At 37.9% G+C, this 13,611-nt stretch carries 13 protein-coding genes; 9 read left to right on the forward strand and 4 right to left on the reverse strand.

Features of this window, described 5'->3' with window-relative positions:
* The 3 genes from VZD24_RS05575 to VZD24_RS05585 form a co-directional block, all read right to left on the reverse strand.
* The gene (locus VZD24_RS05575) at positions 1–924 is read right to left on the reverse strand and encodes a 1-aminocyclopropane-1-carboxylate deaminase/D-cysteine desulfhydrase (protein WP_342687110.1); all 924 of its coding nucleotides are present in this window, start codon (positions 922–924) and stop codon (positions 1–3) included.
* Between the two features lie 102 nt (positions 925–1,026).
* Positions 1,027–3,519, reverse strand: coding sequence for a DUF5686 family protein (locus VZD24_RS05580; protein WP_342687109.1), 2,493 nt, complete (start codon positions 3,517–3,519; stop codon positions 1,027–1,029).
* Positions 3,520–3,552: 33 nt separating this feature from the next.
* Positions 3,553–4,533, reverse strand: a complete 981-nt coding sequence (locus VZD24_RS05585) for a pyruvate dehydrogenase complex E1 component subunit beta (RefSeq protein ID WP_279449187.1) — start codon at positions 4,531–4,533, stop codon at positions 3,553–3,555.
* Positions 4,534–4,764: 231 nt separating this feature from the next.
* Between VZD24_RS05585 and VZD24_RS05590 the strand changes: the two genes are divergently transcribed.
* The 4 genes from VZD24_RS05590 to VZD24_RS05605 all read left to right on the forward strand — a co-directional run bounded on the left by VZD24_RS05590 (position 4,765) and on the right by VZD24_RS05605 (position 9,069).
* Positions 4,765–5,505: an electron transfer flavoprotein subunit beta/FixA family protein gene (locus VZD24_RS05590; RefSeq protein WP_342687108.1), complete on the forward strand. Its 741-nt coding sequence runs from the start codon at positions 4,765–4,767 to the stop codon at positions 5,503–5,505.
* 19 nt (positions 5,506–5,524) lie between these two features.
* Positions 5,525–6,493, forward strand: a complete 969-nt coding sequence (locus tag VZD24_RS05595) for an electron transfer flavoprotein subunit alpha/FixB family protein (RefSeq protein WP_279449189.1) — start codon at positions 5,525–5,527, stop codon at positions 6,491–6,493.
* 154 nt (positions 6,494–6,647) lie between these two features.
* A complete protein-coding gene (locus VZD24_RS05600; protein WP_279449190.1) occupies positions 6,648–7,271 on the forward strand; it encodes a bifunctional nuclease family protein in 624 nt (207 codons plus the stop codon).
* Positions 7,272–7,359: 88 nt separating this feature from the next.
* Positions 7,360–9,069, forward strand: a complete 1,710-nt coding sequence (locus tag VZD24_RS05605; RefSeq protein ID WP_342687107.1) for a NupC/NupG family nucleoside CNT transporter — start codon at positions 7,360–7,362, stop codon at positions 9,067–9,069.
* 2 nt (positions 9,070–9,071) lie between these two features.
* Here the strand turns inward: VZD24_RS05605 and VZD24_RS05610 are convergent, their stop codons facing one another.
* Positions 9,072–9,431, reverse strand: coding sequence for a hypothetical protein (locus tag VZD24_RS05610; RefSeq protein WP_279449192.1), 360 nt, complete (start codon positions 9,429–9,431; stop codon positions 9,072–9,074).
* A 142-nt stretch (positions 9,432–9,573) separates the two neighbouring features.
* Here VZD24_RS05610 and VZD24_RS05615 point away from each other — a divergent pair, with 142 nt between their 5' ends.
* From VZD24_RS05615 to VZD24_RS05635, 5 genes are all read left to right on the forward strand, one after another.
* Positions 9,574–10,398, forward strand: coding sequence for a thymidylate synthase (locus VZD24_RS05615; protein ID WP_279449193.1), 825 nt, complete (start codon positions 9,574–9,576; stop codon positions 10,396–10,398).
* Positions 10,399–10,420: 22 nt separating this feature from the next.
* Positions 10,421–10,855, forward strand: coding sequence for an energy transducer TonB (locus tag VZD24_RS05620; RefSeq protein WP_279449194.1), 435 nt, complete (start codon positions 10,421–10,423; stop codon positions 10,853–10,855).
* A 1-nt stretch (position 10,856) separates the two neighbouring features.
* Complete coding sequence (locus VZD24_RS05625; RefSeq protein WP_279449195.1) at positions 10,857–11,357, forward strand: energy transducer TonB; 501 nt, start codon at positions 10,857–10,859, stop codon at positions 11,355–11,357.
* A gap of 100 nt (positions 11,358–11,457) precedes the next feature.
* A complete protein-coding gene (egtB, locus tag VZD24_RS05630; RefSeq protein ID WP_342687106.1) occupies positions 11,458–12,621 on the forward strand; it encodes an ergothioneine biosynthesis protein EgtB in 1,164 nt (387 codons plus the stop codon).
* A 16-nt stretch (positions 12,622–12,637) separates the two neighbouring features.
* Positions 12,638–13,609, forward strand: coding sequence for an L-histidine N(alpha)-methyltransferase (locus VZD24_RS05635; RefSeq protein ID WP_342687105.1), 972 nt, complete (start codon positions 12,638–12,640; stop codon positions 13,607–13,609).
* Positions 13,610–13,611 lie beyond the last annotated feature (2 nt).

A 13,611-nucleotide genomic window follows, 5' to 3' on the forward strand; every position in this document is an offset into this window, starting at 1 on the left:
TTATTCAATTATAGGTAGGTTTTTCTTTTTCAATTTTTGGTTCATACCAGCTATGCCTTGTAAACCGCCTGTATGAACGGCAAAAATACAGCTATTTTCTTTGAAATGCCCCTTTTTCAGAAGATCCATAATACCGTACATCATTTTTCCGGTATAAATAGGATCTAAGGGAATTTTTGTTTTTTCTTTGAACTCATTTATAAAACGAACCAATTCAAAATCTATTTTACCATATCCGCCAAAACAATATGCATCGGTAATTTTAAAATTTGTTTTTGAAGTAAATTTTGAAATTTCCTTCGCCTGAAACGTGCCTTTTAATGCCGAAAAACCCAAAACACGTTGGTTTTCTTCTGAAGCCACTACCAAGCCAGCCAGCGTACCGCCCGTACCTACGGAAACACAAATATAATCTGCCGATAATCCCTTTTCGTTTAAAATTTCTTCACATCCCTTTACGGCCAAGGCATTGGTTCCGCCTTCGGGCAACAAATAGAAATCGCCAAATTGGGTTTTTAATTTGTTTATGAAATCAATTTCTGCTTTCTGTCTATATGCTTCTCGCGAAATAAAATATAATTGCATTCCGCAGTTTTTGGCCAATGAAAGGGTTGGGTTTTCAGTAATCTTGCTTTCTAGCTCTTCTCCCCGAATAATACCTATGGTTTTAAAATTTAACTCTCTTCCAGCTGCCGCTACTGCCGCAATATGATTTGAAAATGCTCCCCCAAACGTTAAAATCGTTTTATATCCTTGTTTATCAGCCAGCCGAAGATTGTATTTAAGTTTTCTGAATTTATTGCCTGAAACAAATGGATGGATTAAATCTTCTCGTTTTAAAAATAATCTATTTCCAGAGATATTAAATAGTGAAAGATCTATTTCAGTAGTGGGAAGGGGTTCTGCAAACGAAAGATTTTTCATAACACAAAGATATACCGTTACAAATACTTGAAGTGCGACTATTTCACCTTTAAAAACTATTTGAATTATTGCTGCTTATTGCAAATTTGGTAGGACCAACTGCTAAAATGAAAAGCCGAACTCCCCCGTAACTCCGAAATCACGAGCATTTATATTGTCTAAATAATTACCTCGAAAGTTAAAATCGAGTCTGAAAACCCGAAAAATATTTCCTATGCCTACACTCCACTCCCAGTAGATATTTTCGGGGGCTTTATACACGATATTAGAGGCATTTAAATTTATATTCTCTTGCGAAATTGTACCATAAACTGCTCTAAATCCAACCACCTCGCGTAAATCTAAATTTCGCAACAATGGAATTCTCGAAAATATTCTGCCTCCAAAATTATGCTGCAAATGAAGCGACGCATAGGTATCGCTAACAAATTCGTAATAATCTAGCTGCGTAAAAGTATTGTAAAGACTAAAATACGTTTGATTTCCGGGTATGGGATTTAACAAACTTAATGGTACGGCGCCAATAGTAGTACCCACCTCAACGGTAGAGAGCAAGCGCCCTAGCCCCCCGATATTCCAAGGTTGGGTGTATAGTGCCTGCAGTTTTTTATACTCAAAATCGCCTCCCATTATATCTTTTAAACCATAGCTATAACCTGCATAAAAAGATGGAAAATCGCCTTCGTTAATTACAGTGCGTTCCACACCGTATCCGGAAGTTTTCTTTCTTGGCGTATAATAGAACCCAAGCTGTATTTCGGCTTGTTTAAGCACGCTCTTTACTTCGCCAGTAAAAACTCCATCATTCATTACTTTGTAGTCTATGCTAAACGTATCGGTGGCAGATTTTAATGTTCTATACGAAGTAGTTAAGCGCAAAATAAAATTCTTCCAAGGTTCAATATCAAATCCTACTGTACTCAAGTTAATTCGCGACAATCTGTCGTTAGAGCCCACCGAAAGCAGTGACGACGACGCTAAACTTCTTCCCAAAACATCATTACTGTTGGTTAGACTCGCGCCTGTTTGCTCCACATCGCGACGATTTCCCCCAAAAACTGTAAGTCGGGATTTTCTATCTAAAAGCCATTTCCCAGAAATACCATATTTAAAACGATTATCCTTAAACCCGTACGCCCCAAAACCTTCAAGTCGCCAAGGATCATTTTGACCAAAATAGGTTCTTCCTCCCAAGCGAATACGCATTCCTTCGGCCTCATTAAATCCGAAAATTGAAAATACAGGGCCAATATCAAAATTGTTTACTTCATAATAACCACTGGCCAGGGTGGCACCTATGTTGTAAAGTGCTTTAAATCTACCTACCGTTTTAAGCGTGTCGAGCATTTTATAGACGCCAGTTTCATCTTTGCTTAACTTTTCCATTCTATTTTTTTCCCAAAAATCGTCGGGACGATTATAAACTTCATAGTTATACGGATCTACTTGCTGGGCGTAAAACTTTTTATCCTTTGGAATATTAAAAATGTAATTATCGTATAATGTGGTGCGCTTTCCATAAATGCCGCGTGCCTCTTCTTTTTTTCTAAAGCTGAAATCGCTCATAAAATAATCGCGGGTAATAAGAAACGTAGAATCGTTTAGCACTTCAAATTCTTGTTCAATATAAACATCGCGAACCCAGTTTAGGTTTGCACTTTTAGAAGCTTTTAAATTTATTTCCTTGATGGCCCAAGTAGTATCGTTTACCCAAAAATCGCCTTTAAAAGTCAACTCGTTTTTTCGGCGGGGGTAGTACACAATATTATAACACCATTTATTGTCGCGGTATGCACTATCTCGCAGCACATAATTATAAACGTCTACACCCGTTTTGGAAAGTGGGCTTGTAAACGCTTTATCAAAAAATTTAAGATAGTTATCATACACATCGTATTCGCTATAAAGATCTTTTACGAAAGCGATAAGTGCCTGATTATTTTCAAAACCTGAATTTTTATTTCCTTGCAATACTTCCTTTTCTTCAGACAAAAGATTATCGCCATAAACTTTGGAAGCGGCTTCGTTGATAAAAATGGGCAGATAAGTGTTTCCGGTAATTTTTGAAGTATCTGTCTGGTCAAATATAAATTCCATGCCCTTAAAAATCTTACTCTTAATAAGCGCACTGTCAATTGTATTTAAATCAAATTCAAGTTTTTCGTATTTATCGTACTGATATTGGTTGAATTTTTTAACACCATTTTCCCGCCTATTTTCCCAAATTTTTCGAAGAATATCGAGGGCAGGATTGTTTTTTTTTGAAGTTTTCCCGGCATACACCACTACCTCGTCCAATGCGTTGGCGCTTTCTTGCATAACTACTTCCATATTATACGTAGTGCGCGAAGTAAGCTCCACCTCATTAGTGGTAAAGCCTATAAACGAAAAAACAACGGTATCATAACTTTTGTCGCTTTCAAGATAAAACCTCCCGTTCTCGTCAGAGATTGTGCCCTCCTGCGAATCTTTAAAAATAACGTTTGCAAAAGCAACAGGATAATCCGTAGCATCTTTAATTACACCGCTTACTTTGGTTTGGGAATGTACCGAAGCACCTGTTATCAATAAAAATAAAATTAAAAGATGCTTCATGTATGTAGTGGACTATTTTTTACGAGCGCAAAATTAGTCTCTATAAAGCACTTTCTTTACAGCCTTAACAACATCTTCACTATTTGGCAACCATTCCTTTAATAATTCGGGCGAGTAGGGAGCTGGCGTATCTGCCGTATTTATTTTTACGATGGGTGCATCTAAATAATCAAAAACGTTATTTTGAACCTGGTACGTTATTTCTGTAGCAACATTACCAAAAGGCCATGCTTCTTCCAGAATAACCAGTCTATTTGTTTTCTTTACAGAGTCGTAAATTGCTTGATAATCCAACGGACGCACGGTACGCAAATCTATAATTTCGCATTCAATACCTTCTTCGGCAAGTGTTTCGGCCGCTTTGTAAGCTTCTTTTATAATCTTTCCGAAAGAAACAATAGTTACGTCTGTACCTTTTCTTTTAATATCGGCAACACCAATGGGGATTAAATATTCGCCTTCTGGCACTTCGTCTTTATCGCCGTACATTTGCTCACTTTCCATAAAAATTACGGGGTCGTTATCGCGAATGGCACTTTTTAGCAACCCTTTTGCATCGGCAGGATTGCTTGGCACAATTACTTTTAATCCAGGACAGTTAGCATACCAGCTTTCAAAAGCCTGGCTATGGGTAGCGGCCAGTTGTCCTGCAGAAGCTGTTGGTCCACGAAAAACAATGGGAATATTAAATTGCCCACCGCTCATTTGGCGCATTTTTGCAGCGTTATTTATAATTTGGTCTATTGCAACGAGAGAGAAGTTAAACGTCATAAATTCTACGATGGGCCTGTTGCCATTCATTGCAGAACCCACGGCTATACCTGAAAATCCGTTTTCGGAAATAGGGGTGTCAATAACCCGTTTTGCGCCAAATTCGTCTAGCATTCCCTTACTGGCTTTGTACGCACCATTGTACTCGGCAACTTCTTCGCCCATTAGGTATATAGTTTCGTCGCGACGCATTTCTTCACTCATCGCTTCTTGTATGGCTTCTCTAAATTGTAGTGTCTTCATTTGTTTAAATTGAAATGTAAATAACAATATTCCGAAAAGATATCGGAATGGGTAGCAAAAATAGCATAAATACTATCTGTATATATAATAATTAGTCACTTTTAACCAAAATTTATTATGCGTGCATAACAAAAAAAAGAAATATATTCTTAACTTCGCACACGAGCAATTTAGTTATAATCTTAATTTATAAATTGGCTCAAATTTTACAATCCAAAAACACTTTTAAAGATGAAAATATTAGTCTGTATAAGTCACGTACCGGACACAACTTCAAAAATTAATTTTACCGACGGCGACACCAAATTTGATACAAATGGGGTACAATTTGTTATCAATCCAAATGATGAATTTGGCCTTACACGCGCCATGTGGTTTAAAGAAAAACAAGGAGCCACGGTTCACGTAATAAACGTTGGCGGGCCAGAAACAGAGCCCACATTGCGCAAGGCATTGGCGATTGGCGCCGATGAAGCAATACGTATAAACACCCCGGCAACCGATGGTTTTTCTGTTGCGAAACAATTGGCAAATATTGCCAAAGAAGGCGGTTACGATTTAATTATTGGCGGAAGAGAATCTATAGATTACAACGGCGGAATGGTACCTGGAATGCTTGCCAAACTAATTGGTGCCAATTTTGTAAACACCTGTATTGGCCTAGAAGTAGAAGGTGAAAAAGCAACCGCAATTCGTGAAATAGACGGAGGAAAGGAAACTTTAAAAACATCACTTCCGTTGGTAATTGGTTGCCAAAAAGGCTTGGTGGAAGAAAGCGATCTTCGCATCCCTAATATGCGCGGTATAATGCAAGCCAGAACCAAACCATTGAATGTAAAAGAAGCAGTTGAAACAAGTTCTGAAACAAACACCGTAAGTTTTGAAAAACCTGCACCAAAAGGCCCCGTGAAATTAGTAGATAATGTAGAGGAATTAGTAAATCTTCTTCACAACGAAGCGAAGGTAATTTAAGAATCAAAAAAAGAAAAACATGTCAGTTTTAGTATATACAGAATCAGAAGAAGGAAAAATAAAGAAAATTGCTCTCGAAGCAGTTTCTTACGCAAAAGGCATTGCAGACCAAATGGGAACTTCGGTTACCGCGGTTAGCATAAATGCAAACGACACTTCGGAATTAGGAAAATACGGCGCTTCAAAAGTGCTACAGGTTTCTAATGACAAATTAAATAAATTTAATGGCGAAGCTTACGCAGATGCCATTGGGCAAGCCGCAAAAAGTGAAAACGCAACAGTTATTGTTTTATCGGCGAGTGCAAACAGCAAGTTTTTAGCGCCAACCCTGGCCATTAATCTTGAAGCTGGTTTTGTTCCCAACGTTGTTGCACTACCAGAGAGCACCTCACCATTTAAAGTGAAGCACAGCGTTTTTACGAACAAAGCCTTCGCCACAACAGAAATTAAAACCGAGATTAAAATAATTGGTTTAGGTAAAAATTCATACGGGTTAAAAGAAAATGAAACGTCGGCATCAACTGAAGACTTTGCTCCAAACCTCGATGCACACGATTTTGATATGGAAATTGTTTCCGTAGATAAAGCTACCGATACCGTAACCATTGCAGATGCCGAAATTGTTGTTTCTGGTGGGCGCGGCCTAAAAGGACCCGAAAATTGGGGAATGATTGAAGATCTCGCAAAAACCTTAGGTGCCGCCACGGCGTGCTCAAAACCCGTGAGCGACATGGGTTGGAGACCGCATAGCGAGCACGTGGGGCAAACAGGAAAACCTGTTGCATCAAATCTTTACATTGCCATAGGTATTTCTGGTGCTATTCAGCATTTGGCAGGTATTAATGCTTCAAAAGTAAAAGTGGTTATTAATAATGACCCCGAAGCACCTTTCTTTAAAGCCGCAGACTATGGTATTGTAGGCGATGCCTTCGAAATTGTGCCTCAGCTTACAGAAAAATTAAAAGAATTTAAGGCACAGAACGCATAATTTTTTATTAATTTGTGCCTCGATAAAAGGCTGTTTAGATAAGGAAGCATCCAAATTTAAACAGCCTTTTTTATTGATTTTTTATTCGTTACTTTTATAGTCTATTGTTTAACTGAACAACGCGAAATAAATATTTACAACTGATTTTTGAAGAATGAGTTTAGTGAAACTTACAATCAAAGGAATTTCATACAGCCAAACACAAAATGGCGCATATGCCCTTATTTTAAACGAAGTTGACGGTGAACGAAAACTTCCCATTGTTATCGGGGCTTTTGAAGCACAATCTATTGCCATTGCCCTAGAAAAGGATATTACCCCTCCGCGACCGCTCACCCACGACCTTTTTAAAAATTTTGCAGACCGTTTTGACATTGTTGTAAAGCAAGTTATTATACACAAATTGGTAGACGGCGTTTTCTATTCCAGCATTATCTGCGAACGCGATAAAATTGAAGAAATAATAGACGCGCGCACCAGCGATGCCATTGCTTTGGCGCTTCGGTTTAATGCTCCAATTTTTACCTATAAAAATATCTTGGACAAAGCGGGAATCCACTTAAAAACTTCAACTTCCAAAAAAGCGCTTTCAAAAAAGGAAGAAGCGGTAATTGAAGATTTAATTCTAGGTGAAGACAGGGAGTCGCTAAAATCATCGAGTGCAGATTATTCCAATTACAGTCTTAGTGAATTAAATAAAATGTTAGATGAAGCTGTGAAAAACGAAAATTACGAAAAAGCCGCAAGCATTCGCGATGAAATTTCTAAACGGGAATAGTTGCAGATCTACATCTAAAAAGTAAATCAAAGACACTTTAAAGAAGATCAATAAGAGCAAAAAAAAGATTGGTACTTATTTAATATTTATGCAAAAAATTATACTTGTAGCCTTGGCGCTTTTCTTCTTCGGAAATAGTTTTGCCCAAAGCATAGAAAAAACCTGGCAATTTTCAGAAGTAAAAGATGAAAACGGTCTCGCCATACTAAACATAAATTCTAAAGAGGATTTTTTAAAATTCGACAACGGAACTTTTGAATATCACGTGGCAGCCGACAGTTTAACACCAAGTGGCGACTACATGCTACAAAATAATTTATTAGTTCTTTTCTTTAATAGTCCGGCCGATAGTATTCGAAGATTTCGGGTTGAACAAGTAACAGACAGCACGCTTTCTCTCTCCGAAAATAATTACAAATACCAACTAACATCTGCAGCTCCCAAAACTACTTCGGCACTTGCAACGGTTGCAAATACTGCAGAAATTACTCCCAGCCAAGGTTTTACGGTACATAGTTTATGGCGTGGTATTATAGGGATGATTTCACTGTTATTAATAGCTTTTCTTTTTAGTTCAAATAGAAAAGCCATAAATTGGAAGACAGCTGGTATCGGACTCGCTTTTCAACTGCTTATTGCCATTGGGGTTTTAAAAGTGAATTTTATCAAAAATATTTTCGAAAGCGTTGGTCAACTTTTTGTAAATGTTCTTAATTATACAAAGGCCGGAAGCGAGTTTTTATTCGGCGGCATGTTAGACATTAATTCGTACGGGTTCATTTTTGCATTTCAAGTTTTACCAACTATTATCTTTTTCTCTGCGCTAACTTCGGTGCTTTTTTACCTCGGAATAATTCAAGTAGTAGTTAAGGCAATGGGGTGGCTACTTACCAAACTTTTAAATATTTCCGGCGCCGAAAGCTTAAGTGTTGCCGGAAACATTTTTTTAGGCCAAACTGAAGCTCCGCTTTTAATTAAAGCTTACCTGGAAAAAATGAATAAGTCTGAAATGTTACTGGTAATGATTGGCGGGATGGCTACTGTTGCTGGAGCAGTACTAGCCGCATATATTGGGTTTTTAGGCGGTGATGATCCCGCTTTGCGATTAACGTTTGCAAAACATCTTTTGGCTGCTTCAGTAATGGCCGCGCCGGGTGCAATTGTTATTTCCAAAATTTTATACCCTCAGACTGAACCTATAAATACAGATGTAAAAGTTTCTTCAAAAAAAATAGGCTCCAACTTTTTAGATGCCATTGCCAACGGAACAACCGAAGGTTTAAAACTGGCGGTAAACGTAGGTGCGATGCTTTTGGTTTTTGTAGCTTTTATTGCCATGCTCAACGGAATCCTGGGATGGGTGGGCAGTGTAACAACGGCCAATGATTGGGTAGCTGCAAATTCAGATTATAAAAGTCTTTCGTTAGAGGCAATTTTAGGAACTATTTTCGCACCATTAATGTGGCTAATTGGCGTAGCAAAGGAAGATATGTTTATGATGGGGCAATTGTTGGGAATAAAACTTGTTGCCAGTGAATTTGTAGGCTACATACAATTGGCCGAACTTAAAAACATAGGAAATTCGCTTCATCTCAACTATGAAAAAAGCATCATTATGGCTACCTATATGCTTTGTGGGTTTGCAAATTTTGCTTCCATAGGAATTCAGATTGGCGGAATAGGTTCTTTAGCTCCCGGACAGCGAAAAACACTTTCAAAATTTGGAATGAAAGCTTTATTAGGCGGAACTATTGCTTCTCTAATTTCGGCAACCATCGCGGGAATGATAATTGGGTAATTTTAGTTTACAACCGTCTCGGCCCAGTTTGCGGCTTCTTCAATGCAATTAAAATACCCAAAGGAACCCTTAAAAAGACCTTGTTCCTCAATAGCTTCATTTTTAACATTCTCGCTATTAGACACTATTGCAACGCCTACAACACTTTTTGAAGGCACTTCTTGATACACTAGCGGATTAATAGTTTTGGTAAATTCTCTGGTAGAAATAACAACACATTTTCTGCCCCTATAATGGGTATCGAGCGCCTTAGATAGCTCCTTTGCTTCGGCTATATTGAAGGCAGTGGCTTTAAAATAAAATAAAGCATGAAAAGGATAACATTCCAAGATCCCAGTTGATAGCTCGTACTTTTTTTCCATAACGCAGATTTACAATTAAAAATAAGAAAAAAATGATTTGAAAATTAAAACCGTTGATAACTATTTTAAAAGCAAGTCTAAAATTATTTGAGCATCAGCGTCGCTATTAGTACATTAGGCCATTAATTTATTTGGCTTTAAAATGAAACAATATCACGACCTTTTAAAACACGTAATGCAAACTGGCTCTGCAAAACAAGACCGCACCGGCACTGGCACCAAAAGTGTTTTTGGCTATCAAATGCGTTTTGATTTAAGCGAAGGCTTCCCAATGATTACTACTAAAAAACTTCACTTAAAATCTATTATTCACGAACTTTTGTGGTTTTTAAATGGCGATACAAATGTAAAATATCTTCAAGAAAACGGCGTGCGAATCTGGAACGAATGGGCAGACGAAAACGGCGACCTGGGACCCGTATATGGCCACCAATGGCGCAATTGGAACAGCGAGGAAATTGATCAGATTTCAGATATAATTACAACCCTAAAAAGCAACCCAGACAGTAGAAGAATGCTTGTTAGCGCTTGGAACCCGAGCGTGTTGCCGGATACTTCAAAATCGTTTTCAGAAAACGTTGCCAATGGCAAAGCAGCGCTCCCTCCCTGCCACGCTTTCTTTCAATTTTATGTAGCCGATGGTAAATTATCTTGTCAACTTTATCAACGCAGTGCCGATATATTTTTAGGAGTACCTTTCAATATTGCCTCTTATGCATTGCTAACGATGATGATGGCACAAGTTTGTGGCTACAAAGCTGGCGATTTTATACATACCTTCGGCGACGCCCATATTTACAGCAATCACTATGAACAAGTGGAGCTTCAATTGTCTCGAGATTTTAGGCCTTTGCCAAAAATGTTGCTCAATCCAGATGTAAAAGATATATTTGGCTTCACTTTTGATGATTTTACACTTGTAGATTACAATCCGCATCCTCACATTAAAGGTGCTGTTGCCATCTAATTTTTAACTCAAAAACCCCAAAATGAAGAATTTACTATTTTTAACTTGTTTTCTATTTTCAACCGCCATTTTTGCACAACAAGAATGGGGAGACGTTCGTAAAAACAATATTACCCTTAAAGAAATAGCCCCCATCTGGCCGGGTTGTGAAAAAGGAAATGTGTCACAGCGCGACAATTGCTTTAACACTCAGTTGGCCACGCATATTTCAAAAAATTTTAAATACCCTCCCAACGCCTACAAAAACAATGATGAAGGTAGAGTAATTGTAGAGTTTGTTATAAACGAACAAGGAATTGTAGATGTAAAAAGTGTTTCTGGAGGTACTAAAGAATTGCAAGAAGAAGCCAAACGCAATATAATGGCAATTCCAAAAATGGCAAAACCCGGAATGATGGGCGGTAAACCTCGTGCTATTAAATACACTGTGCCATTTACATTTAAAACCGGGAAATAAAATGTTCAAAAAAATATTCACAATTCTGATTATTATCAGTTCGGCATTTTCTTTTGCGCAAAGCGAAGAGGTTTCTGAATCTCACGCGACCAACGATAACGTGCCGTTTGCAGTAATTGAAAAAGTTCCCGTGTATCCAGATTGCGACTTTAACACCAATCTGGAACTAAAAAAATGTATGTCTACCAAAATCTCTGAATTTGTTAGCATGCATTTTAATTTAAGCAAAATTGAAGCACTTAACCTCCCTCCCAATGTTTACAGAGTTTCCGTTCAATTTAAAATAGACAAAGAAGGAAATGTGGTAGGCGTACGCGCCCGTGCCGCACATCCCGAGATTGAAGCCGAAGCCGTTCGCGTTGTAAGCAACCTCCCCCAAATGGAGCCAGGAAAACAAAAAGGCGAAGCCGTTGGCGTATTGTATTCATTACCTATTGTGTTTAAAATTGAACCACCAACACAGAACGAAAAAAAGAAAAAAAAACGAAAGCGAAAAAACTAATAATTCCAGTTTAACAACTGTTTAACGCCAATGAAATAGCCTTAAACAATTTTAATATTTATATTTAAAGTGTCGTCAAAAAAAATGCGGCACTTTTTTTATGATAGCAACAAATACATTGGTTTCATTTTTTTTAGAAACCCGCCAGCGCACCGAAGATATTTGCAAACCCTTGGAGATTGAAGACTATGTGGTCCAGCCCATTGTAGACGTATCGCCACCAAAATGGCACTTAGGCCATACCTCTTGGTTTTTTGAGGAATTTATTTTAAAACCACACAAACCCGATTACCAACTTTTTCACGAGGACTTTGCTTTCGTTTTTAACAGCTACTATGAAAATGTAGGAAAAAGAGTAATTAGAAATGATCGCGGAAATCTGTCGCGGCCTGGAGTAGCCAAAGTTTACGACTATCGTCATTATGTTACTAACGAGATGAAGGAATTTCTTTCCGAAGATATTTCAGAAGAATTAAAAGAAATTCTCCTAATAGGAATCCATCACGAAAAACAACACCAAGAATTACTTACCACAGACATAAAGTATATTTTGGGAAATAACCCGTTACTGCCCAAATACAATGATTCTTTTGACGAAAATCCACTTCAAAATTTTCAACAGGAATGGCTTCAATTTAACGAAGGAATCTATGACATAGGGCATAATAATTCTGAAGAATTCTGTTACGACAATGAGTTGGGTCGCCACAAGGTATTCCTGCACGATTATAAAATTTCGAATAAATTAATTACCAATGCCGAATATCTGGAGTTTATAAATGCAGACGGCTACAAAGATTTCAACTTATGGCATGCCGAAGGTTTAGATTGGGTAAAACTGAATAATATTTCGGCACCTATGTACTGGCATAAAATTAACGATGTTTGGCACCAATATACCTTAATGGGGCTCCAAAAATTAAATTTACAAGCCCCTGTTTCGCATCTATCGTATTTTGAAGCATTCGCCTTTGCCCAATGGAAACAATGCCGTCTCCCCACTGAATTTGAATGGGAAGCCGCCCAAGAAAATTTTAAATGGGGAAGCCGCTGGGAGTGGACCGAAAGCGCTTATTTACCGTATCCCGGATATACAAAAGCTCCGGGCGCTATTGGTGAATACAACGGTAAATTTATGGTAAATCAAAAAGTGCTTCGCGGTGGCTCGGTGGCTACTTCACCAAAACACACCCGCGCCACCTATCGCAATTTTTTTCAAACAAACTTACGGTGGCAATTTACCGGTTTAAGGTTGGCTAAATAATCTCGACTAAAAATATATGACTACTAAAACGCAACCGAAACACAACACAAATTTTAAAAACGAAGTTACCGAAGGGCTTACTAATTTTCCGAAATACCTTTCTTCCAAATATTTTTACGACAAAAAGGGCGATAGCCTTTTTCAGGATATTATGGCAATGCCAGATTACTACCTAACGGGTTGTGAATTTGAAATTATTTCTACCCATACCAAAACAATTGGCGAACTTTTTCGGGATCGAGAAAACGGTCTCGATTTAATTGAATTAGGTGCTGGCGATGGCAAAAAAACAAAGCTGCTCTTAAAGTATATGTCTGAAAATAACTTCAACTTTATTTACAAACCCATTGATATAAGCGAAAATGCTGTTGAATTACTCGCTAAAAATTTAGCTGCCGAAATGCCCGCACTTACCGTAGATGCCGAGGTAGGTGAATATTTTGAAGTTTTAGAACGGTTAAAAGGGTTTAACAAGCGCAAAAAAGTAATAATGGTTTTAGGCAGCAATATTGGCAATCTAAAACATCCAAAAGCCATTGACTTTCTCACAAAATTGAAAGATAGTATGCTCCCGGACGATTTGCTTTTTATGGGCTTCGATCAAAAAAAAGAACCTCAGACAATTTTAAACGCTTACAACGATCCCGAAGGAATAACCGCAGCATTTAACAAAAATATCTTAACCCGAATTAATCGCGAGCTCGGCGGTAATTTTAATCCGGAAAAATTTAAACATTGGGAAGTTTACGACCCCGAAACCGGTACAGCTAAAAGCTTTTTAGTAGCCACCGAAGCAATGGACGTGACAATTGAAGCATTGCAGCTAACCGTACATTTTGATAAATGGGAAACCATACACACAGAAATTTCGCAGAAATACGACGATAAAATAGTGCGTTGGCTTGCCCAAGAATCGGGATTAACAATTGTTTCGTCGTTTACAGACGAACAGGAATATTATAAAAATTACGTTTTCAAAAAAGCGTAATA

The sequence above is a fragment of the Aequorivita flava genome (genome assembly GCF_038742595.1).
In the GTDB taxonomy this organism is placed as follows: domain Bacteria; phylum Bacteroidota; class Bacteroidia; order Flavobacteriales; family Flavobacteriaceae; genus Aequorivita; species Aequorivita marisscotiae.